Here is a 21766-nt window from a genome sequence, read left to right as displayed (position 1 = left end):
GTGCGCAGGCGGGCCGACGGGGTGGGTTTGGTGGGGGATGCGGATGATGCGGTAGGGGTTGTCTCTGGCGTTGCCTCTGGGCTGCCGGGGGTTGTTGCGGTCTTGTCGGCTGCGGCGCTGCTGGCCGGGGTGTGTTCGGTCGTGTTTACGGGATGGGCGTCTGTCTGACGCTGTGCTGCCGGGGTATGCTCGGCCGTCGCGGCGATGGTGCCGCTGATGGCAACGTCAGTTGCGATGTTCTTGACGCGATCGGCTGATACGGCGTGACTGGAGGTCGGGGAGGGGCTGACGGAGAGCTTCCGACGCTTTTTGCGGGCGAGTGCCGCGGCGGCGGTCTCCTTATCCCGCTTTTCCTTGTTGCGTCGAATCTTGTATCGCGACATCGCACCCAACCCATCTGTTTCTATTGCTACATGACGTGCATATTGTAATGGTGGGTTCAGGACTTATTTACCGTGCATTCACCCTATTCGGGGCATTGCGCGGCGAAATTTTCGTGGATCGGTCGCGTTGGAGGGCTGTGGAGGGCGATATTCGGTGTTGATCGCGGAGTGTTGAAAACCATTGGAATTTCAACGTTTTTGCAAGGTTGGGCAATCGCGACACGCCGAGAGTTGCATGCGGCGAGAATCCGAGTATATTTATCACTCGTTGCAAGGAACACTTCAACAGCTAGCCAACGCCCCTGTAGCTCAGTTGGTTAGAGCAGCTGACTCTTAATCAGCGTGTCCAGGGTTCGAATCCCTGCGGGGGCACAGACAAGGTCGGAATCGAAAGATTCCGACCTTTTTGTTTTCCGCGCTCCGCATCCCGGTGTGTCCGCCGGGCCCCAGGCATGTACGCCGCACCCTCAGGTGTATCCGCGCATCTCCAAGCATGTGCGCCATATCCTCAGGTGTATCTCCCGGTCCCTAGTCTCCCGGTCCCTAGTCTTCCGGGCTTACGGCCTGTTTGACCCCTCAAACCGGCCGTAAGCCCGGGACGAAGCCGGAATCCGGTGCTGTTCCCGGGCATACGGCCTGTTCGGGGTGCGGAAACGGCCGTAAGCCCGGGCGCCATGCTCAAGGACCGCTCATCCTCCCGGGCATACTGCCGGTGTGTGCCTCTGAAACGGCCGTATGCCCGGGATGGCGACCGATGCGCGGCCTCGCCGGGTGGGATGTCGGGCGGGCGCGGTTTAGCCCTCGGCGTAGAATCGTGGAGTTTGCTTGGCGCGCTCGCGCCGCAGTCGCATCAATCGGAACGAGAAGAAAAGAAGCAGCAGTGGAATACTCCCTCTTCACCAAGCTGGCGGCCGAGTTCTTCGGCACCGCCATCCTCATGATCTTCGGCAACGGCTCCGTCGCCAACGTCGAGCTCAAAAACACCAAGGGCCATCACGCCGGCTGGCTGAACATCGCCATGGGCTACGGCTTCGGCGTCATGTTCCCGGTCCTCATGTTCGGCGCCGTCTCCGGCGCGCACATCAACCCGGCCATGACCATCGCGCAGGCCATCAACGGCATGTTCCCGTGGAACGAGGTGCTGCCGTACATCATCGCGCAGCTGCTCGGCGCGGCGCTCGGCCAGTTCATCGTCTACCTGACCTACTACCCGCACTACAAGGAGACTGAGGACGCCGAGGCGATCCTCGCCACCTTCTGCACCACCGACGCCGACAACAAGAAGCTCAACTACTTCGTCAACGAGATGTTCGGCACGCTCGTGCTTGTCTTCGGCGCGCTGTGCTGCCTGATGGACCCGTGGGGCGAGAAGGATCCGGCCGCGGCCGCGATCGTCGTCGGCTTCATCGTGTGGGGCCTTGTCACCTCGATGGGCGGCCCGACCGGCCCTGGCCTGAACCCGGCCCGCGACCTCATGCCGCGACTCCTGCACGCCATCCTGCCGATCCCGTCGAAGGGAACCTCGCGTTGGAACGAGGCGTGGATTCCGGTCGTCGCCCCGATCGTGGGCGCGATCATTGGCGCATGGCTGTTCAACGCGTTCTTCGCGTGACCTGTGCCGTGCCGATGATGTGATCGCGGCTGATCGTCTGTGATCGCTGATGTTTCGGCATGATTGTGCGGCTCTCCTCCGGCAGGGGGAGAGCCGTTGTGTTATGCGGGTGATGCGTATACTGTGCACGGAAATTCATGATGGTGTTGGAATGGTGAATGTTCATCGGAAGGGTTGAGGGATGATTATGGGACGACCGACATTGCCTCGGCTCCGGTTCCCGCGTCTGCGGTTTGGCAAGGATCGCATATTCGTGTTGCGCCGTGTGGGCGCCGCCGTGCTGGCGGTCGTGCTGCTGGTTGTGGTCGTTGCATCCGTGACTTCGTCCGGCCGCGCGCTGGAATCCTACCGGCTGGCGGCTTCGGGAAAGACAGTCGGATCCGTGGAAGGGGATGGTTCGGCCGGCGCGTCCGGGAACGGTTCCGGGCGTGATTCTAGTGATTCGACGGCTGCACAGGGAAAATCGGGAGGCGAAAGGGCTGGCACTGATGATGCGTCCGGTGCGGGTGCCGAGTCGTCGCCATCCCAGAAGACGGCCGCCGATTCGAAGGCCGAGGACATCGCCAGCACGCTGGCCTCCGACAAATCTGCACAACCGTTGAGCGAAACCGAGAAAACGCGCATCCTTGATCAGGCACGATCGACGGCGCAGACCTCGGCCGACGAGACGGGGGCTGGGCCGTACGTCTACACCTACTGTCTGAAGACCCGCGGTGACGTCGGCAACACCACGGCGTTCGCCAACACCGTGTTCTCCACCCTCAACAACGTGAAGGGCTGGCCAAGGGCCGGCGTCACCTTCGAACAGACCTCCGAAGCGGACTGCGACATCGCCGACATGGACATCATCCCGTCCCAGGCGAAGTACATGACCGATTTCTCGCCGTCATGCTCCGTCGAATACAGCTGTCGCGTCGATCAGCAGGTCATCGTCAACCTCGACCGTTGGAACGGTTCCGTCGACTCGTGGCTCGACGCCGGCGGCACGCTTGCGCGCTATCGCGAGATGGTCGTCAACCACGAGGTCGGCCACCGGCTCGGCCATATCGACAACGAGACGACCTGCGCCGGCACCGGCCAACGCGCGCCGCTCATGCAGGAACAGTCCATGCATCTCGACGGCTGCGTGCCCAACGAATGGCCGCTCGACCATGAGCTGTGGGTCGGCTGATGAACGGGCGATCGGTGAACGGCCAGATGGCTGATCGGTTGGCTGCCCGGCCGGTGACGGGACGGTTCGCGCCGACGCCGTCAGGGCGCATGCATATCGGCAACGTCTACGCGATGCTGGCCGCATGGCTGTCCGCGCGGGCCGCCGGTGGACGGATGATCCTGCGCATTGAGGACATCGACCGGCCGCGCGTGCTGCCGGACGCCGACCGGTGGATCATGGACGATCTGGCTTGGCTCGGGTTGGGTTGGGATGGAGATCCCGTATACCAGTCCGATCGTTTGGACAGATATGGTGAAGCCATTCGCATATTGTGTGCGAATGGTGACTGTCAGGGTGACATGGTGAAGATGCCGTGCGTGCGTGATCATCTGTGTGAGGATACGGTGTCCGGCTCCGAAACCGTGGCGTCGCGAGACGACGAACGTGGTGACGGCAAAGACATGATGTTCGAACCGGACACGGTGTATCCGTGCTTCTGCTCGCGTGCCGATATCCGCGCGGCATCCGCGCCGCAGGAAGGTGACGGATTCGTGGTATACCCCGGTACCTGCCGCATGCTGTTGCGTGACGATCCGGCTGAGATACGCCGTCGGCTGGACGCCGGCCGGCAGCATTCGCTACGGCTGTACTCGCCCGATCGCGACATGACCTTCACCGATCGCGTGTTCGGATCACAAACGTTCAACCTCGCTCACGATCTTGGAGATACGGTGATGAAACGGGCGGATGGACTGTTCGCCTACCAGCTGGCCGTCACCGTGGACGATCTCGACATGGGCGTGACCGATATCGTGCGTGGCCGCGACCTGTTGCGTTCGACCGCACTGCAGCTGTACATCCGCGAACGGCTGATCGCCGGCGGATGGGGCGGCGGAAACGGGGCCGCAAACGGATCGTGCGCGCCAGCATTCGCGCATCTGCCGCTGATCGACAATGCGGCCGGCAAACGTCTGTCCAAACGACAGCGGTCGCTTGACATGGGCGTGCTGCGCTCGCAAGGCGTCACGGCGCGGCAGGTGATCGGCTACTGCGGATGGCTGCTCGGGCTGCTGGATGAGCCGCAGCCGTGCGAGGCCCGCGATCTACTGGGCATATTCGATTGGCGCAAGATCGCGGCCCGTGCGCAGGACCGGCGCGTGCCCGACAATCCGTTTGCGGCGTGAGTGGGACGAATGGGTGTGACGTTCCCTCAGTCAGCCCGCGGCTGACGGCTCCCCCCCAGCCGAGGGAGCCGGGGCCGGTTCGGCGGGGCAGTCGCCTGTTCCCGAGGAACAGCATCCTTGGCTGAAGGAGCCGAGACCAAGAACGTGTCGGTTTACACTGACACGGTACTGGTGCTTACGTGGGTATGGCGACAACGTTGGGCAAATGCCGGTACGGGCGTCGTCATGGTGATTAGACTAACTGACTAGGCTGCAATGGGAATGGACGGTAGCAGGGGAGTAATGGCATGACAGCGTATATGGACCACAAGGATCTCGCCAATGAAGTGATCGACGCCACGCGCGCGAAGGAGATCGCGGACGGCGTGCATCGCGTGCTCGATGCGGTGGCTCAGGCGGAGTCGGACGCCGGACGAGCCGCGGGATCGGTGAAGCTGCTGGCCGCCACGAAGACGCGCGACGTGGGCGAGATTATGGCCGCGATCGATGCCGGCGTGCGCATGATCGGCGAGAACCGCCCTCAGGAAGTGGCAGTCAAGGCCGCCGGACTGACGCGCCAGTGCGCGGAACGCGGGTTCTCGCTCGGTGTGAGCGGAACCGGCGACGATACCTCCGCAACCGCTGAGGATCCTCGCCATACCGTCACAACCGTCTCCGACCATCACGAAATGAACACATCGCCCGCCGGAACGCACATTCCGTTCCATCTCATCGGTCAATTGCAATCAAACAAGATCGGTAAGGTGCTGCCGGTCGTCAACACCATCGAATCGGTCGACTCGATCGAATTGGCCGAAAAGATCGCCCGTCGCGCGGCCATGCACGGCATCACTGTCGGCGTGCTGCTCGAAGTCAACGAATCCGGCGAAGCCTCCAAGTCCGGCTGTGATCCGGCGCGCGCGATCATGCTCGCCCAGCGCATCGGCACACTCGACGGCCTGGAACTGCAAGGACTGATGACCATCGGCGCTCACGTGGACGACGAACGCACCATCCGCCGCGGCTTCGCGCACCTGCGCAAGACCCGCGACCAGATCCTCGCCGCCGGCGCGCCCGGCACCGAACACTGCACCGAACTGTCGATGGGCATGACGCACGACATGGCGCTCGCCATCGCGGAAGGCTCCACGATCGTGCGCGTCGGCACCGCCATCTTCGGCGAACGCGCGTTCATCTGATCGGAACCCATCGTGACGCACCGTTCATCCTTGGCACAGACCGCGCCTCGGCATAAAACCGTAAAACGCCGTCGCGCGCCATCAGACGCGGACGCGAATGTTCATAAGCGATCATACGGTGATCAGACTTTTGGCCAAATCGTGAACGTCGCCGACGTCGCCGCTGAACGCCGTCGACTGCAACGATCACTTGTGATCATGCGCGTGTTCACCGTATTGCTGCTGATCTCGGCGATTGGTGTCGCGGGATTCCCGATCGCTCTGCAATACCGCAGCTCGCTGCAGCTCGCGCAGACCTCGCAGCAGTCCGCCAAGCACGTCGCCGGATGGCCGTACCCGCAGGCCGAGGACGCGCTCAAGGCAGCGCGCGCCTATAACCGCACGCTCGCCGCGTCCGGTCAGCCGATTCTTGGTGAAGCGGTTGACCCGTTCTCCTCGCAGGGCGGCGGCTCCCACGCCAAGGGCGAGGACTCCGCGGCCAGCAAGGATCAGGCGTACCAGTCGCTGCTCGATTCGGGCAACGGCGTGATGGGTACGATCAAGGTGCCGACCGTATCGATCGAGCTGCCGATTTACCATGGCACGTCCGAGGAGGCACTCGCGTCGGGCGCGGGGCATCTGTACGGCACGAGCCTGCCGGTCGGCGGAAAATCTACACATTCGGTCATCACCGGTCACCGCGGACTGGTCGAAGCGCTCATGTTCACCCGCCTCGACGAGGTGAAGAAGGGTGACTTCATGTACGTCGAGGTGATGGGCGAGACGATCGGCTATCAGGTCGACCGCATCAGCGTGATCCTGCCGGACGACACGAGCCAGCTGAAGATCGTACAAGGCGAGGACCGGCTCACGCTCATGACCTGCACGCCATACGGCGTGAACACGCACCGACTGCTGGTGAGCGGGCACCGCGTGAAGATCCCGGTGCCCGCACCCGAGCCGGGGGATGTGCATGACGGCCGCACCGACGCGATACTCGCGGTCGGCGGCACGCTGATCGGCGGATGGCTGCTGGTGGCGATCGTGGAGCGGCGCACGCCGTGGATGGTGATGCGTCACGCGGCGTGGCGGCCGCGGGACTGAGAAGCGGCCGTGGCGGCCACGCCGGGCTGTCGGATCGTGATGTGGATTCGGTTGCGATCGTTTGGGCTGGAATGACGGGAAATCGTACGGTTAGGCTGACTACTACACTGGGCGTCATGAGAATTGCACGATTTTCCCTCAATGGTACCCCGCGGTACGCATTCGTCCAGAACGACCCGACCGATCACAAGGACTATCTGATCGAACTGGACGGCTACCCGTTCGGCGCCGGCACCATGCAGCCCACTGGAGAGCGCTACGCCATCGACGCCGAAGGTGTGCGTCTGCTCGCCCCGGTGCTGCCGTCGAAGGTGTACGGCCTGGCCAAGAACTACGAGGCACACGCCCAGTTCATGCACGAGGCCGGCCACTCCGAGATTGCCCATGCGCCGGAGAACATGGTGATCTTCACCAAGCCTTCAACTTCGGTGATCGGACCTGATGATCCGATTGTTATCCCGCCGTACAGTCACGACATGAACTTCGAGCCGGAGGTCGCCGTGGTGATGGGCCGCATCGCCAAGAACGTGCCGGCCGAGAAGGCGATGGACTATGTGCTTGGTTTCACGTGCGTCAATGACGTGACGCTGCGCGATCTGCAGGGACTCGACCCGACGTGGACGCGCGCGAAGGGATTCGACACGTCCTGCCCGCTCGGCCCATGGATCGTGGCGCGCGACGACCTCAACTGGCGCGATGCGAAGATCTCGTTCACCTTGAACGGCGAGGACGTGCCGATGGCGAGCGGCACCACCGCGAACCTCATCCACGGCATCCCCGAGCAGATCGCCGCGATCTCAAGCTTCTCCACGCTGTTGCCGGGCGACGTGATCATGACCGGCACGCCGAACGCCTCCGGCCACCTCGACCCGGGCGACGAGCCGATCGTCCACGTCGAAGGCATCGGCGACCTGCGCAACGTGGTCGTGCAGGGTTAAACGAAAGCCCGGTGGGCTTTCGTCCTGCACGAGCCGAGCGTGAGCGAGGCCAGAATTGAGTCGGCCGTAGGCCGTCCGAAATTGCAGGGCCGTGCAGGGTTAAACGAAAGCCCGGTGGGCTTTCGTCCTGCACGAGCCGAGCGTGAGCGAGGCCAGAATTGAGTCGGCCGTAGGCCGTCCGAAATTGCAGGATGATCGCGGGCTGATTTTTGCGAGCGTCAGCGAGTCCCGGCTCCCTTGGCTGAGGGAGCCGTCGAACGTGGGTGAGACTGAGGGAGTGTAGGCGTTACAGCGTTCAGCAGCTATGAACGTGGTAGCGTGTACGCTCCCTCAGTCAGCTTCGCTGCCAGCTCCCTCAGCCGAGGGAGCCGAGGCCCGCCACTCGCAAGGCGTTACGCCCCTGGCAGCAGCGCGTGCAGGATCGTCATGACGATGAGGCTGAGAATCGCGGTGACGGTCAGCGAAAAACCGGCGAGTTTCGCGTTGCCGGTGAGCGAATCGGTGAACTTGGTCGAGAAGATCGTGATCGGGGCGAACGATCCGAGCACGATGATCTCGCGGATGCGCATGTCGAACGGCAGGATGAACCACGCCGCGACCGCGATGATCACGCCGAACACGGCCCGCCACGCGATCACTTTGCCCAGTTCGATCCGATCCTTGCGATTGTCGGGAATCTCCATCATCAGGCCGATCATCGCCATCGCGCAGAACGCATTCGCATTGGCGAACGGCGTGATCAGCGTGATGATCGGTTGCGGGATGGTGATGTGAAGAAACATGAACACCAGCATCAACATGTAAATATCGAACGAAATCGATCCCAAAAAATCATGCGCGATGTTGCGCAGTCGCAGACTGATCGGCAACGATCGGAAATTATCATCCATGTGCAGCAACGTTCTCGTGATCGTCAACGATCCCGCCGTCGCGACCGTCGCGTTGCCGATATCCAGCATGATGATCGGCAGGCCGGCCGACGCGCCCATGAACGTCTGCACCACCGGCAGGCAGAATGCGCCGAGGTTCAGGCCGGATGCGTTGAGCATCTGGAACGCGCGGTAGTTGCGCTCGTCGCCGCGTGAGCCGAGAAACACGACGAACAGCGGGATTGCGCAGGCGAAGAAGCCGAACAATACGATCCACAGCATCCTCATGTCGTGCTTGTTCGTCGCGAACGACAGAATGATCGCGCACGGCAGCGTCATGTTGAACACGATGCCTTGCGCCACCTTGTAGTCGCGTTCGCCGAAAACGTGCAGGTGCTTGAGCGCGTACGTGCCGAGGATGGCGATGAGCAGCGCGCCGGATTGGAAGATCATGATGGTCGTTTCTCGAAGTCTCTCTTGTGGGTGGTTCCGGTGCATAGTCTAGGCGCGGATGTGTTGCGACCGGCATCGCTGTGTTGCGGTGTGGATGGATGATGGTTTTACAAACTTGAGCGTGTTGGACTCAAGTTTTGGGAATAGAATGGGTGGCAGTCCGGTTGAGTAAGTCAGAAACGAACGAAAACCTGCGATCCGGCGGACGGTCGGGCTGCGACGCGCGGACGATGCCGTGCGGCTGGGCTTGACCGATGCGGTCCGGGGCGCAGTACAAGACTTTTGGGAGGTTGGTATGGAACAGAAGTTCACCACGATGGCCCAGCAAGTGATCGGCGACGCGATCCAGAGCGCGTCCGCCGCGGGCAACGCGCAGGTCGAGACCCTGCACGTCATGGACGCGCTCCTGCGTCAGGAGAACGGCGTCATCCAAGGACTTATTCAGGCCGCGGGCGGCAACCCGCAGGCCATCGGCGCGGCCGTGAGAAACGCGCTCGTCGCGCTGCCGAGCGCGTCCGGCTCCACCACGTCGCAGCCGCAGGCCAGCCGTCAGCTGACCGCCGCGCTCGCGCAGGCCGAGAAGGAAATGCAGCAGATGGGCGACGAATACGTCTCCACCGAGCATCTGCTCATTGGCATCGCGGCCAGCGCGCCGAACCAGTCGGCCGACATCCTGCGCCAGAACGGCGTGACCCCGGAGGCGCTGCGCAAGGCCGTCCCCGGCATCCGTGGCGGCGCGAAGGTCACCAGTCCGGACGCGGAAGGCTCGTACAAGGCGCTCGAGAAGTACTCGACCGACCTGACCGCCGCTGCGAAGGAAGGCAAGCTCGACCCGGTGATCGGCCGTGATCAGGAGATCCGCCGCGTCATCCAGATCCTGAGCCGCCGCACCAAGAACAACCCGGTGCTGATCGGCGAACCGGGCGTCGGCAAGACCGCCGTCGTCGAAGGACTCGCTCAGCGCATCGTCGCCGGCGACGTGCCGACCACGCTGCAGAACAAGAAGCTGATCTCCCTCGACCTCGGGTCGATGGTGGCCGGTTCCAAGTACCGTGGCGAGTTCGAGGAACGCCTCAAGGCCGTCTTGAATGAGATCAAGAGCGCGAACGGCGAGATCATCACGTTCATCGATGAGATCCACACGATCGTCGGCGCGGGCGCGGCTGAAGGCTCGATGGACGCCGGCAATATGCTGAAGCCTATGCTGGCGCGCGGCGAGCTGCGTCTGATCGGCGCGACCACTCTGGACGAATACCGCGAGAACATCGAGAAGGACCCGGCGCTGGAGCGTCGTTTCCAGCAGGTGTACGTCGGCGAGCCGAGCGTGGAGGACACGATCGCGATTCTGCGCGGCCTGAAGCAGCGGTACGAGGCGCACCACAAGGTGACGATCGGCGACGATGCGCTGGTCGCGGCCGCGACGCTGTCCAACCGGTACATTTCCGGCCGTCAGCTGCCTGACAAGGCCATCGATCTGGTCGATGAGGCGGCCGCGCACCTGAGGATGGAGCTCGACTCCTCCCCGGAGGAGATCGATGAGCTCCAGCGCAAGGTGACGCGCTATGAGATGGAGGAGATGCAGCTCAAGAAGGCCGAGGATCCGGCAAGCAAGGAGCGTCTCGAGAAGCTGCAGGCTGAGATGGCCGACGCGCGCGAGAAGCTCGCGGGGCTCAAGGCCCGCTGGGATGCGGAGAAGGCCGGCCACAACAAGGTCGGCGACCTGCGCGCCCAGATGGATGCGCTGCGCGTGAAGGCCGACAAGTTCACCCGCGAAGGCAACCTGGCCGAAGCGAGCCGTATCCTGTACGGCGAGATCCCGGCGATCCAGAAGCAGCTCGACGCGGCCGAAAAGGCCGATGCCGAAGACACTTCGAACGGCGCGAACAAGCCCGAGCCGATGGTGCCGGACCATGTTGACGCCGATTCGGTGGCCGGCATCGTCTCCGAATGGACCGGCATCCCCGTCGGTCGCCTCATGCAAGGCGAGAACGAGAAGCTCCTGCACATGGAGGAATACCTCGGCAAGCGCGTGATCGGTCAGAAGGAAGCCATCGCGGCCGTCTCCGACGCGGTGCGCCGCTCGCGTGCCGGCATCTCCGATCCGAACCGTCCGACCGGCTCGTTCCTGTTCCTCGGCCCCACCGGCGTGGGCAAGACCGAACTCGCCAAGGCGCTCGCCGACTTCCTGTTCGACGACGAGAAGGCCATGGTGCGTATCGATATGAGCGAGTACATGGAGAAGGCCTCCGTGTCGCGTCTGATCGGCGCCGCGCCGGGCTACGTCGGTTACGAGGAGGGCGGCCAGCTGACCGAGGCCGTGCGGCGTCGCCCGTATTCGGTGGTGCTGTTCGACGAGGTCGAGAAGGCCAATCCTGAGGTTTTCGACGTGCTGCTGCAGGTGCTCGACGACGGCCGTCTGACCGATGGTCAGGGCCGGACCGTGGACTTCAAGAACACGATCCTCATCATGACCTCCAACCTGGGCTCGCAGTTCCTCGTCAATCAGGACATGGACGCGGACGCCAAGAAGAAGGCCGTGATGGACGCGGTGCACATGAACTTCAAGCCGGAGTTTCTCAACCGCCTCGACGAGATCGTCATGTTCCATCCGCTCACCCGCGAGGAGCTGGGCGGCATCGTCGACATCCAGGTCGCGCAGGTCGCGTCTCGCCTCACCGATCGCCGCATCCGCCTCGACGTCACCGACGCCGCGCGCGAATGGCTCGCCGACACCGGCTACGATCCGGCGTACGGCGCGCGTCCGCTGCGTCGTCTGGTGCAGACCGAGGTCGGCGACCAGCTGGCGCGTATGCTGCTGGCCGGCAAGGTGCACGACGGCGACACGGTGTTCGTCGATCAGACCGGCGGCGACCACCTCGAGCTCAACGCCATGCCGACCGACCCGGACGACGACGGCTCGGTGCACGTCGACGACGTGAAGGCCGACTGACCGAAACTTGGCTGGCGGCGCGCGATGACGCCGCCGGCATGACAAAGGCCCGGAAGGACGCTCTCCTTCCGGGCCTTTGTGCGTTTGCGGCCGGCTACTTCTCGAGGAAGATCTGCGGGGCCTTGGCGAAGTTGTTCGCGCAGTGCTCGCCGCAGAAGTAGTACGTCTTGCCCTCGTATTCGCGGGTGATCGCGTCCGCGGTCACGGCGACGGTCATGCCGCACACCGGATCGGTGGCGGTCTCGCCGTCGGTCGGCGCGGCGTTCATGTGCATGTGATGCATATCCATGGGATGCTCCTTATCGTTGGAATCGGTGGACATTGTACTGTCGGAACCGTGGGGTTCGTCGTTCGGTTCCAAGTGTGTGAGTTCGGTGCTCTCGTCGATGATGACCTGCGGTTCGTGGGCGGCGGCGGACGCGGTTGCGCCGGCCGAGCCGACGCGTGTCGTATCGCCGTCGGACGGCACCGCGATATCGCTGATCTTCACACCGTGCAGCCGGTTCGCGTTCAGCACCAGGCATACCGAGCTCAACGCCATCGCGAGTCCCGCGATCATCGGGCTGAGCAGCCAGCCAGTGAACGGGTACAGCACGCCGGCCGCAACCGGAATGCCGATCACGTTGTAACCGAACGCCCATGCGAGATTCTCGCGGATGTTGCGCATCGTCGCGTTCGACAGGTTGATCGTCTTCAGCACGCCGCGCAGATCGCCGTTCATCAGCGTCACGTCGGCCGACTGCATCGCCACGTCCGTGCCAGTGCCGATCGCGATGCCGAGATCAGCTTGGGCGAGCGCCGGCGCGTCGTTGATGCCGTCGCCGACCATCGCGATCAGGCCGTCCGGCACGTCGCCGACTGTCGGAGATGGTGTCGTTGCGGCCGATGCGGCTGCGGTCGCGCCGGCAGGATCGGCGTTCGTGCCGTGCGCACGATCGCGTGCGGTCTGCAGCTGGCGGATCCAGTACGCCTTGCCGTCCGGCTTGACCTGCGCGATCACCGTGTCGATGCCGACCTCGCGGGCGATGCGTGCGGCGACCTCGGCGCGGTCGCCCGACAGCATCACCGTACGGATTCCGGCTGAGCGCAACGCGGCCACCGCCTCTCGTGAACCGTCTTTGACCGGATCGTGCTCATAGCTCGGTTTTTCATTGGCGTTCCCGTCGCCGTCCGTGGGCGTGTCCACCACGCCGCGCGTGATCGTACCGGTCTTGTCGAACACGACCGTGCGGATGTCTCGCGCCTGTTCCAACGCCTTTGCCGACGTGACCAGCACACCGTTCGTTGCTCCCAAGCCCATCGCGGCCGTCACCGATAGCGGCGTCGCCAGGCCCAGCGCGCACGGGCAGGCGATGATCAGCACGCTCACCGCCGTTACCAGCGCATGCGCCAGACGCGGTTCGGGGCCGACCGCGAACCAGATCGCGAACGTCCACACAGCCACGATCATCACCGCCGGCACGAAAATACGGGCGATTTTATCGGCCAGTTTCTGTACCGGCGCCTTCGTGGCCTGTGCGCGCGAGACCATCGCGATGATCTGCGCCAGCACCGTCGCGCCGCCCACCTGCGTGGCTCGCATGAGCAGATCGCCTTTGAGCAGCACTGTCGCGCCGGTCAGAGCTCGCGCGGCGGTACTGTCGTTTGCGCTGCCGCCGTGGCTGTCTGCGTGCGTGTCCGCGATCTTGACGACCGGCTTCGATTCGCCGGTAATCATCGACTCGTCGATCGTGGCCTCGCCGTCGACGATCTCGCCGTCGACCGGAATGCGCTCGCCGGCATGGACAACCAGCAGGTCGCCGGTCTTCACATCGTCGATAGTGATATCGCGAACGTTTGCGTCGTTTCTCCAGTTCGTATGTGCGGCGGCATCGTCGGACGTCAGGACATGCGCGGTACGCGGGCGCAGTTTGATCAGCGACTGCACGGCCTTGCCGGTGCCTTCGCGGGCCTTCGTTTCCAAGAGCCGGCCGACCAATACCAGCGTGATCACCACGCCTACCGATTCGAAATACGGTTCGCGCGAGCCTTCCGGGAACAGCGACGACATCACGCACAATGCGAGACTGTACACGTAGGCGGCGGTCGTGCCGAGCGTGACCAACGAGTTCATGTCGGGTGCGCGATGGATGAGCGCCGGCCAGCCGACGCGGTGGATCGGAGCGCCGCAGTAGAACATGACCGGGGTGATGAGCAGCGCCTGCAGCCACGGGTTCATCAGCCACATCGGCACGATGGCGTGGTCGCCGGGCAGCAGCATGAGCATCATCGGCACGAACACCGGCAACGTGAGCACGGTGCCGATCGCGACCAGTTTGGTGAGTTGGCGGATCTCCTTGGAGCGTTCCTCGGATTCGCGGCGTTCCGCAGCCAGCGCGTCGGTCGGTGATGCGACCGTGTTGTGTTGGCCGGAGTCGGTATGGGATTCCGCTGTGTCATTTCGACTGGAGCGCGGCGGAGCGGAGAAATCTTTCCTTCCGCTTCCGTCGACTCGTTCGGTGCCAACGTTTGCGCTTTCACTGCCGGCGTCGCCGGTCACGCGCAGCAGTCCGTGCACCATATTCATACCGCACGCGAACGGGTACTCTCCTGCCGGCAGTGCGGGCAGGTGCACGTTGGTGCGTGTGTCGCCCGGCAGCATCGCGTCGAGCGCAAGGTCTCCGAACACGACATGCGACGTGCATTCTCCGGTCTCCTGCCGGTCGAATGTGAGCGTGATCGGCGTGCCGGCCCGCATCTCGATCACGGCGGGGGAGTAGCCGCCCTTGACGGTGATCGTCGCGGTCTGCATGCCGTTTCCCAACGTGCCCGCGGTGCCGTGCTGCGGTGCGAAGAAGAATCGGATGATCAGCCATGTGAGTGCGGCGGCCACTAAGGCGGCGGCCGCGACAAGAAAGATGTTCGGTTCCATGATTCGCTCCTTCTGTCTTCCTGTGGCTATCGTATCGCTGCTCACCAGAATATACCCAATACCCCTATGGGGTATAATGGGCGTTGCGATTATGCCGCTGGGCGAATCGGCCGGCGATTGGAGGTTGCGATGCATGGGTATGGCGAAGACAAGGCGAAGGTGATCGCGCGGCTGCGGCGGGTCGAGGGGCAGATCCGCGCCGTGACGCAGATGGTGGAGGATGACAAGTACTGCATCGATGTGCTCACGCAGATCTCCGCAGCCAATTCGGCACTCAAGTCGGTGGCGTTGCTGCTGCTGGACGATCATCTGAACCATTGCGTGCGCGAGGCGTCGGCCGAAGGTGGTGAAGTGGCCGACGAGAAGCTGCGCGAGGCCTCGGCCGCGATCGCGCGACTGGTGAAATCGTAGGTTCGTGGGCTGTTGTCGACGTGCGACACGCGTTGCCGACGTCGTCCATGCCGTACGTTTCACTAGAACATATGTTCGACAATGTGATGACGGTGACCGCGATGATCGCGGTGATGATTGTGGCGGCGGCGCTGGGGCTGGTCGCGGGATTCCTGCTGGGCAAGTCGCGCGGCCAGGAGATGGCCCGAGACGCTCGAACCGGCGAATTGGAGGCCGCGAAGGCCGATGGCGACGCGGCGCACGCGCAGGTCGTGCAGCTGACTGCGCAGGCGGCCGAATTGCGCGGCCAGATCGACGGACTGAGCCAGCAGTTGTCATTTGCCAAATCGCAGCTGGCACAGGCCCAGCAGGCCGAGCAGGTACGCATCCAGCACGAGCGTGACAAAGCGGCGGCCGACGCGGAACGCGAACGTGTGAAACAGGCGCGCTCGCTGGAGGAGCAGAGCAAGGTGCTCTCCGCTCTGGCCCCGGTGCAGAAGAACCTTGATGCGTTGCAGGCCAAGGTCTCACAGATCGAGGAAGGGCGCAAACGCGAAATGGGCGCGCTCGGTGAACAGCTCAAGGGGCTGGGCGAGCAGCAGGCCCGGCTGGATCGAGAGACGAGCTCGCTGTCGGCAGCGTTGCGCAATAACAAGGTGCGCGGCGCATGGGGTGAGGCCCAGCTGCGCAACATTGTGGAATCGGCCGGTTTGCTGGAACACGTTGATTTCGATACGCAGGTGGTGGTCACCGGCGAGGATGGCCGCATCCAGCGTCCGGACATGATCGTGCATCTGCCGGGCGGCAAGACGATCCCGATCGACGCGAAGGTGCCGTATGCGGATTACCAGCGGGCGTGCGAGATTCCTGAAACGGCGTCGCCGGAGGAGCTGGACCGTCGCGCCGATCTGCTGAGGGCGCATGCCAAGGCGTTGCGCGACCATGTAAAAACCTTGGGAGACAAGGCATACTGGAACGCGTTTGACGTCGCCCCAGATTTCGTGGTCGCCTTCATCCCGAACGAGGCGCTGCTGCAGGCGGCGCTCGAAGCCGACCCGACGCTGATGGACGACGCCTTCGCCCGCAAGGTGGCGCTGACCTCGCCGGTGACGCTGTGGGCGGTGTTGAAGTCGGTCGCCTACGCGTGGCAGCAGCAGAGCCTGACCGACGACGCAAAAAAGCTGTTCGACCTGTCGCGCGAACTGTACGAGCGGTTCGCCGTGCTGGGCGACCGCGCCACCAAACTGGGCGCGGCCATCACCAAGACGGTCGGCGCATACAACCAGTTCGCCACGTCGCTCGAATCGCGCGTGCTCGTCACCGCGCGCAAGCTGCAGAAGATCGACGCCGGCAAGATCATCGAGCCGGTGGACATGATCGACCCCGGCAAGGCCGACATCCGCGAACTGACCGCGCCGGAAACCCAGCCCGACGGCAACGCCGATTGACGGTACGAGAAGATAGGCTAACAACCATGACCGAAGAGAAATCCTTCCGCAAGACCGGCTCCGCGCCGGCCGTGAACCCCGATGCCGCCGCAGCGCCCGCCGAGACGCCGTTCGCGCTGCTCGACCCGCGCGACCAGCTCAAACAGCTGCTCGTGAAGGAACTGGATGGCAAGCCGTTCTGCGAACTGTCGAACGTGACCTTCGACCATCGTGGGGCCGCCATCGTCGGGCATATCCTGCTCGACACGTTGGAGGAACAAGGCTATTCGGTCGATGACTTCGATGCGGTCGGAGCACTGACCGCAGCCGCCGTGCCGCTCGTGTCGGCGATGATCCTCGCGGCCGCTTCGCGCGGCGAGGATCTGAACGGCTTCGTGATGGACTTCGTCTACCCATCGATCAAGGGTCCGTCGATCAAGGGCAAGCGCGTGGTGCTGCTCGACTCGTGGCTGTCGGAGAAGTCCTACGTGCAGACCTCCTCGCTGGTCACCCTGCGTAACGGCAACGAGCTGAGCCTCGACTTCGGCATCGTGGAGCACGAGGGCGCCGAGGTGGTCGCTATCGCATCGCTCATCGGCGGCGTGGACATGGACAAGCCGACCATCAAAGTCATCAATCCGGTCGACGACGAAGAGCGCGAACTGCCGTTCGTCGAGGTCTACCACGAGTCCGAACTGCGCTGACATGCATACGCCTAATCCCGTCTCCTTGGCCGCCAAACTGTCCGGCGAACCGGAATTCCGCGAGGTCGGCGTCGGCTCGTGGGCGCAGACCCATCCCGGCGAGCCGCGTCCCGACGACCCGGCGTCGCCGGACTTCGACCGGCGCTTCGACACGCTGCTGCTGGACGAGGGCGACCGCCGCAACGTGCTCGACCGCTACCGCTACTGGACAGTCGACGCCATCAAGGCAGATCTGGATGCGCGTGGTCGCCATGACTTCGAGGTCGCCGTCGAGAACTGGACGCACGATTTCAACATCGGATCGATGGTGCGCACCGCCAACGCGTTCACCGCGAACCGCGTCCACATCGTCGGCCCGCACAAGTGGAACCGCAAGGGTGCGCTGATGACCGAGCTGTACCAGCACGTCGAGAACCACCCGTCCATCACCGAACTGGTCGAATGCTGGCGTCATCGTATTGCCGGTGAAATCGCATACGAGCGATCCCGCGCCAAGGCTGCGGCGATCAAGGCGCATGCGATCGCGGTGCAGTCAGGTTCTGCAGCGTCCTCGATCAACGATCATGCCTCCGCGTCCGCCGCGGTAGCTGCGGTATCTGAGGCGACGGCCGACATCGCCCGTGCCGATGCGCGCATCCGCGAACTCGAAGAGGCCAAGATCATCGCGCTTGACATCATTCCCGGCGCGGTGCCGATCGAAACCTACCAGTTCCCGCACCGCTGCCTCATGCTGTTCGGCGCGGAAGGCCCCGGCCTGAGCGAGAAGGCTTTGGAACTGGCCGATGACGTTGTCTACATCTCTCAGTTCGGTTCTGTCCGTTCGATCAACGCCGGAGCTGCCGCCGCAGTCGCCATGCACAGCTACATCGCCCAGCATCTGTGAGAATAAGACACTGCGGATCATGCGCGAAGTGTTGTCGGGTGACCTCACGGCCGCCATGCTCCCTCAGTCGGTCTGCGACTGAGGGCTTCCTCAACCGAGGAGTCGAGGCTCCGCCGGCATCACAACGAGGTGAGACGGCGCGCGAGGCGTGTCACAAATGACTCGTATAGTAGGGCGCATGCCTACATTCACACGCGAAGAAATCGAGCACTTGGGCGATCTCGCCCGAATCGCGCTCACCGATGAGGAAATCACCCGTCTGCAGGGCGAGCTGAACGTCATCGCCGACTCCATCAACAAGGTGCAGGAAGTCGCCTCCGACGACGTGCCGCCGACCGCCAACCCGATCCCGCTGGAAGCCTACCTGCGTCCGGACGTGGCCGAGACGCCGCTCACGCAGGCCGAAGCCCTGTCGGGCGCTCCGAAGACCGAGGCCGGCATGTTCGTCGCGCCGCGCATTCTGGGAAGCGAGGAGTGAGAACCGTTATGACCGCAACCAACGAACTCGTGCAACTGACCGCCGCCGAGATGGCCGCCAAGGTCAAGGCCGGCGAAGTCTCCAGCCGTGAACTGGTCGACGCGCATCTCGACGTGATCGAGGCCGCCGAACCGTCCATCAAGGCCTTCCTCAAGGTCTCCGGCGACGTGGCTCGCGAACAGGCCGACGCCTTCGATGCCAAGAGCGCCGAAGAGAAGGCCTCCCTGCCCGAGCTGGCCGGCGTGCCGATCGCCATCAAGGACATGATCGTCACCAAGGGCATCGAAACCACCGCCGCCTCCAAGATCCTCGAAGGCTGGGTGCCGCCGTACGACGCCACCGTCATCGAAAAGCTTAAGGCGGCCGGCATGCCGATCCTCGGCAAGACCAACCTCGACGAATTCGCGCAGGGCTCCTCCACCGAGCACTCCGCCTACCAGACCACCCACAACCCGTGGGATACCGAGCGCGTCCCCGGCGGTTCCGGCGGCGGTTCGGCCTCCGCGGTCGCCGCGTTCGAGGCGCCGCTCGCTCTCGGCACCGATACCGGCGGCTCCATCCGCCAGCCGGGCGCACTGACCGGCACGGTCGGCGTCAAGCCGACCTACGGCGGCGTCTCTCGCTTCGGCGCGATCGCCATGGCCTCCTCGCTCGACCAGATCGGCCCGGTCACCCGCACCGTGCTCGACTCCGCGCTGCTGCAGGAGATCATCGGCGGCCACGACCGCCGCGACTCCACGTCCATCCCCGAAGGCCCGCGCCCGATGGTCGCCGCCGCTCGCGAAGGCGCCAAGCGCGACCTCAAGGGCATGAAGGTCGGCCTCGTCAAGGAACTGGGCGGCGAAGGCTTCCAGCCGGGCGTCCAGGCCCGCTTCGACGAAGCCGTCAAGAAGCTCGAGGAAATGGGCGCCGAGATCGTCGAGGTCTCCTGCCCGCACTTCGAGTACTCGCTCGGCGCGTACTACATCATCATGCCGTCCGAGGTCAGCTCCAACCTGGCCCGTTACGACGGCATGCGCTACGGCCTGCGCGTCATGCCGCCGGCCGGCGTGCCGCAGACCGCTGCCAACATGATGGCCTACACCCGTGAGGCCGGCTTCGGCGACGAGGTCAAGCGCCGTATCATCCTCGGCACCTACGCCCTGTCCGCCGGCTACTACGACGCCTGGTACGGCTCCGCGCAGAAAGTGCGCACGCTCATCATCCAGGACTTCCACAACGCCTTCGAACAGGCCGACGTGCTCGTCTCCCCGACCAGCCCGTCCACCGCGTTCAAGTTCGGCGAGAAGATGGACGACCCGCTGGCCATGTACATGAACGACATCGCCACTATCCCGGCCAACCTCGCCGGCGTGCCTGCCATGTCCATCCCGGCCGGCTTGTCGGACGACGGCCTGCCGGTCGGCTTCCAGTTCATCGCGCCGCAGCAGCGCGACGAGGTCATGTACAAGCCGGCCGCCGCACTCGAAGCCGCGCTCGAAGAGGATTGGGGCGGCCCGATCTGGCAGTCCATGAAGACCCCGTGGCTGAACGTCGCCGAGTAAGGCATCGGAAGAAAGAGAACAAGCACTATGGCTGAAAAACTGATGAAGTACGCCGATGCCACCAAGAAGTACGATGTGGTCTTCGGCCTCGAAACGCACGTCGAGCTGTGCACGAACACCAAGCTGTTCTGCCCGGCGCACATCGAGTTCGGCGGCGAACCGAACACGCAGCTGACCCCGGTGAGCCTCGGCCTGCCGGGCAGCCTGCCGGTCGTCAACAAGACCGCCGTCGACTACGCGATCAAGCTGGGCCTCGCGCTGCACTGCGAAATCGCCGAGTGGAGCCAGTTCGCCCGCAAGAACTACTTCTACCCGGACATGCCGCGCGACTACCAGATCTCGCAGTACGACAAGCCGACCAACGGCAACGGCTACCTCGACGTCGAGCTTGAGGACGGCACCGTGTTCCGCGTGCCGATCGAGCGCGCGCACATCGAGGACGACGCCGGCAAGAACACGCACGTCGGCGGCGCCGACGGCCGCATCGAAGGCGCGGACCACTCGCTGGTCGACTACAATCGTGCCGGCGTGCCGCTGATCGAGATCGTCACCAAGCCGATCGAGGGCGCGGGCGACCGCGCCCCGGAGATCGCCGGCGCCTACATGCGCGCCATCCGCGACATCGTGCGCGCCCTCGGCATCTCCCACGCCCGCATGGAGCAGGGCAACATGCGCGCCGACGTGAACGTCTCGCTGCGCCCGTCCGCCGACGCCCCGTACGGCACCCGTTCCGAAACCAAGAACGTGAACTCGTTCCGTGGCATCGAAAAGACCATCCAGTACGAGATCCGTCGTCAGGCCGCCCGCCTCGACGAAGGCAAGGAGATCCTGCAGGAGACCCGCCACTGGGATGAGGCCACGCAGACCACCGCCGGCGGCCGCGTCAAGTCCGATGCGGACGACTACCGCTACTTCCCGGACCCGGATCTCGTGATGCTGCACATCACCAAGGAGCACATCGCCGAGATCGAGGCCCAGATGCCGGAGATGCCGCGCGAGCGCCGCAACCGTCTCAAGGCCGAGTGGAACCTCACCGACCTGCAGCTGCGCGACATCCTCAACGCCGACGCGCTCGACCTGATCGAAGACACGGTCAAGGCCGGCGCGACCGCCGCGGGCGCCCGCAAGTGGTGGCTGGGCGAGCTGAGCCGCGAGGCCAACGCCAAGGGCGTCTCGCTCGAGGAGCTGCCGGTCACCCCGGCCGACGTGGCCGAGGTCGAGCAACTCATCGCGGACGGCAAGCTCAACGACAAGCTCGCCAAGCAGACCATCGCCGGCGTGCTCGCCGGTGAGGGCACTCCGGACGAGGTCGTCACCAAGCACGGCTACAAGATCGTCGAGGACTCCGGCGCGATCGAATCCGCCGTCGAAGCGGCGTTCGCGGCCAACCCCGACGTGGTCGAGAAGCTCAAGAGCGGCAACATGAAGCCGATGGGCGTCATCATCGGCGCGGTGATGAAGGCGACGCGCGGCCAGGCCGACGCGAAGGCCGTCACCAAGATCGTGATGGGCAAGATCAAGTAACGCATCCGCATCACGCGTCAGGCTCCCTCCGGTTCTTCCGAAGGGAGCCTTTTCGTATCCGTGTATTGCATACTTGGTGAACGCATGCCGTAAATCTTCCCA

The 21766-nt window shown here is 64.1% G+C and carries 16 protein-coding genes, 1 tRNA gene and 1 pseudogene; 15 read left to right on the top strand and 3 right to left on the bottom strand.

The annotated features are described in order from the left end of the window. Positions 1-383: pseudogene (locus JS541_RS07040) on the bottom strand (hypothetical protein); the annotation flags it as partial. Positions 384-681: 298 nt separating this feature from the next. Between JS541_RS07040 and JS541_RS07035 the strand changes: the two are divergent. The 7 genes from JS541_RS07035 to JS541_RS07005 all read left to right on the top strand — a co-directional run bounded on the left by JS541_RS07035 (position 682) and on the right by JS541_RS07005 (position 7531). Continuing rightward, a tRNA-Lys gene (locus JS541_RS07035) sits at positions 682-755 on the top strand. 508 nt (positions 756-1263) lie between these two features. Beyond that, positions 1264-1995: an MIP/aquaporin family protein gene (locus JS541_RS07030; RefSeq protein WP_214373746.1), complete on the top strand. Its 732-nt coding sequence runs from the start codon at positions 1264-1266 to the stop codon at positions 1993-1995. A 253-nt stretch (positions 1996-2248) separates the two neighbouring features. Continuing rightward, entirely contained in the window at positions 2249-3166 is a 918-nt protein-coding gene (locus tag JS541_RS07025; RefSeq protein ID WP_214373745.1) for a DUF3152 domain-containing protein, read from the top strand. Positions 3167-3219: 53 nt separating this feature from the next. Beyond that, positions 3220-4332, top strand: coding sequence for a glutamyl-Q tRNA(Asp) synthetase (locus JS541_RS07020; RefSeq protein WP_346428299.1), 1113 nt, complete (start codon positions 3220-3222; stop codon positions 4330-4332). A gap of 287 nt (positions 4333-4619) precedes the next feature. Then, a complete protein-coding gene (locus JS541_RS07015; RefSeq protein ID WP_214373743.1) occupies positions 4620-5510 on the top strand; it encodes a YggS family pyridoxal phosphate-dependent enzyme in 891 nt (296 codons plus the stop codon). Between the two features lie 138 nt (positions 5511-5648). Continuing rightward, positions 5649-6593, top strand: a complete 945-nt coding sequence (locus JS541_RS07010) for a class C sortase (RefSeq protein WP_346428298.1) — start codon at positions 5649-5651, stop codon at positions 6591-6593. 116 nt (positions 6594-6709) lie between these two features. Next, the gene (locus JS541_RS07005; protein ID WP_214373741.1) at positions 6710-7531 is read left to right on the top strand and encodes a fumarylacetoacetate hydrolase family protein; all 822 of its coding nucleotides are present in this window, start codon (positions 6710-6712) and stop codon (positions 7529-7531) included. 392 nt (positions 7532-7923) lie between these two features. Here JS541_RS07005 and JS541_RS07000 read toward each other — a convergent pair whose 3' ends face one another. Continuing rightward, positions 7924-8853, bottom strand: a complete 930-nt coding sequence (locus tag JS541_RS07000; RefSeq protein WP_214373740.1) for a transporter — start codon at positions 8851-8853, stop codon at positions 7924-7926. A 295-nt stretch (positions 8854-9148) separates the two neighbouring features. Here JS541_RS07000 and clpB point away from each other — a divergent pair, with 295 nt between their 5' ends. Beyond that, complete coding sequence (gene clpB / locus JS541_RS06995; RefSeq protein ID WP_214373739.1) at positions 9149-11803, top strand: ATP-dependent chaperone ClpB; 2655 nt, start codon at positions 9149-9151, stop codon at positions 11801-11803. A 94-nt stretch (positions 11804-11897) separates the two neighbouring features. Here the strand turns inward: clpB and JS541_RS06990 are convergent, their stop codons facing one another. Then, positions 11898-14714, bottom strand: a complete 2817-nt coding sequence (locus JS541_RS06990; RefSeq protein ID WP_214373738.1) for an HAD-IC family P-type ATPase — start codon at positions 14712-14714, stop codon at positions 11898-11900. Between the two features lie 129 nt (positions 14715-14843). Here JS541_RS06990 and JS541_RS06985 point away from each other — a divergent pair, with 129 nt between their 5' ends. The 7 genes from JS541_RS06985 (at position 14844) to gatB (ending at position 21664) form a co-directional block, all read left to right on the top strand. After that, on the top strand, positions 14844-15125 hold the full coding sequence (locus tag JS541_RS06985; protein ID WP_214373737.1) for a metal-sensitive transcriptional regulator: 282 nt from the start codon (positions 14844-14846) through the stop codon (positions 15123-15125). 71 nt (positions 15126-15196) lie between these two features. Then, a complete protein-coding gene (rmuC, locus tag JS541_RS06980; RefSeq protein ID WP_214373736.1) occupies positions 15197-16552 on the top strand; it encodes a DNA recombination protein RmuC in 1356 nt (451 codons plus the stop codon). 26 nt (positions 16553-16578) lie between these two features. Continuing rightward, positions 16579-17235 (top strand): orotate phosphoribosyltransferase, encoded by a 657-nt coding sequence (locus JS541_RS06975; RefSeq protein WP_214373735.1) that lies wholly within the window; start codon positions 16579-16581, stop codon positions 17233-17235. A gap of 1 nt (position 17236) precedes the next feature. Beyond that, positions 17237-18118 (top strand): TrmH family RNA methyltransferase, encoded by an 882-nt coding sequence (locus JS541_RS06970; RefSeq protein ID WP_214373734.1) that lies wholly within the window; start codon positions 17237-17239, stop codon positions 18116-18118. 178 nt (positions 18119-18296) lie between these two features. Beyond that, positions 18297-18596 (top strand): Asp-tRNA(Asn)/Glu-tRNA(Gln) amidotransferase subunit GatC, encoded by a 300-nt coding sequence (gatC, locus tag JS541_RS06965; RefSeq protein WP_152357771.1) that lies wholly within the window; start codon positions 18297-18299, stop codon positions 18594-18596. Positions 18597-18604: 8 nt separating this feature from the next. Then, positions 18605-20140: an Asp-tRNA(Asn)/Glu-tRNA(Gln) amidotransferase subunit GatA gene (gene gatA, locus JS541_RS06960; RefSeq protein WP_214373733.1), complete on the top strand. Its 1536-nt coding sequence runs from the start codon at positions 18605-18607 to the stop codon at positions 20138-20140. A 27-nt stretch (positions 20141-20167) separates the two neighbouring features. Beyond that, positions 20168-21664 (top strand): Asp-tRNA(Asn)/Glu-tRNA(Gln) amidotransferase subunit GatB, encoded by a 1497-nt coding sequence (gene gatB, locus JS541_RS06955; RefSeq protein WP_214373732.1) that lies wholly within the window; start codon positions 20168-20170, stop codon positions 21662-21664. Positions 21665-21766 lie beyond the last annotated feature (102 nt).

This window comes from Bifidobacterium sp. SO1 (genome assembly GCF_018555335.1).
Taxonomy (GTDB): Bacteria; Actinomycetota; Actinomycetes; order Actinomycetales; family Bifidobacteriaceae; genus Bifidobacterium; species Bifidobacterium simiiventris.
This window is presented reverse-complemented; position numbering and strand designations above follow the sequence as displayed.

Excerpts from the sequence above, each read along its gene's own strand:
- JS541_RS07015 (WP_214373743.1), top strand. The coding sequence starts at position 4,620 with ATGACAGCGTATATGGACCACAAGGATCTCGCCAATGAAGTGATCGAC.
- JS541_RS07005 (WP_214373741.1), top strand. The coding sequence starts at position 6,710 with ATGAGAATTGCACGATTTTCCCTCAATGGTACCCCGCGGTACGCATTC.
- JS541_RS07000 (WP_214373740.1), bottom strand. The coding sequence starts at position 8,853 with ATGATCTTCCAATCCGGCGCGCTGCTCATCGCCATCCTCGGCACGTAC.
- clpB (WP_214373739.1), top strand. The coding sequence starts at position 9,149 with ATGGAACAGAAGTTCACCACGATGGCCCAGCAAGTGATCGGCGACGCG.
- JS541_RS06990 (WP_214373738.1), bottom strand. The coding sequence starts at position 14,714 with ATGGAACCGAACATCTTTCTTGTCGCGGCCGCCGCCTTAGTGGCCGCC.
- JS541_RS06985 (WP_214373737.1), top strand. The coding sequence starts at position 14,844 with ATGCATGGGTATGGCGAAGACAAGGCGAAGGTGATCGCGCGGCTGCGG.
- rmuC (WP_214373736.1), top strand. The coding sequence starts at position 15,197 with ATGTTCGACAATGTGATGACGGTGACCGCGATGATCGCGGTGATGATT.
- JS541_RS06975 (WP_214373735.1), top strand. The coding sequence starts at position 16,579 with ATGACCGAAGAGAAATCCTTCCGCAAGACCGGCTCCGCGCCGGCCGTG.
- JS541_RS06970 (WP_214373734.1), top strand. The coding sequence starts at position 17,237 with ATGCATACGCCTAATCCCGTCTCCTTGGCCGCCAAACTGTCCGGCGAA.
- gatC (WP_152357771.1), top strand. The coding sequence starts at position 18,297 with ATGCCTACATTCACACGCGAAGAAATCGAGCACTTGGGCGATCTCGCC.
- gatA (WP_214373733.1), top strand. The coding sequence starts at position 18,605 with ATGACCGCAACCAACGAACTCGTGCAACTGACCGCCGCCGAGATGGCC.
- gatB (WP_214373732.1), top strand. The coding sequence starts at position 20,168 with ATGGCTGAAAAACTGATGAAGTACGCCGATGCCACCAAGAAGTACGAT.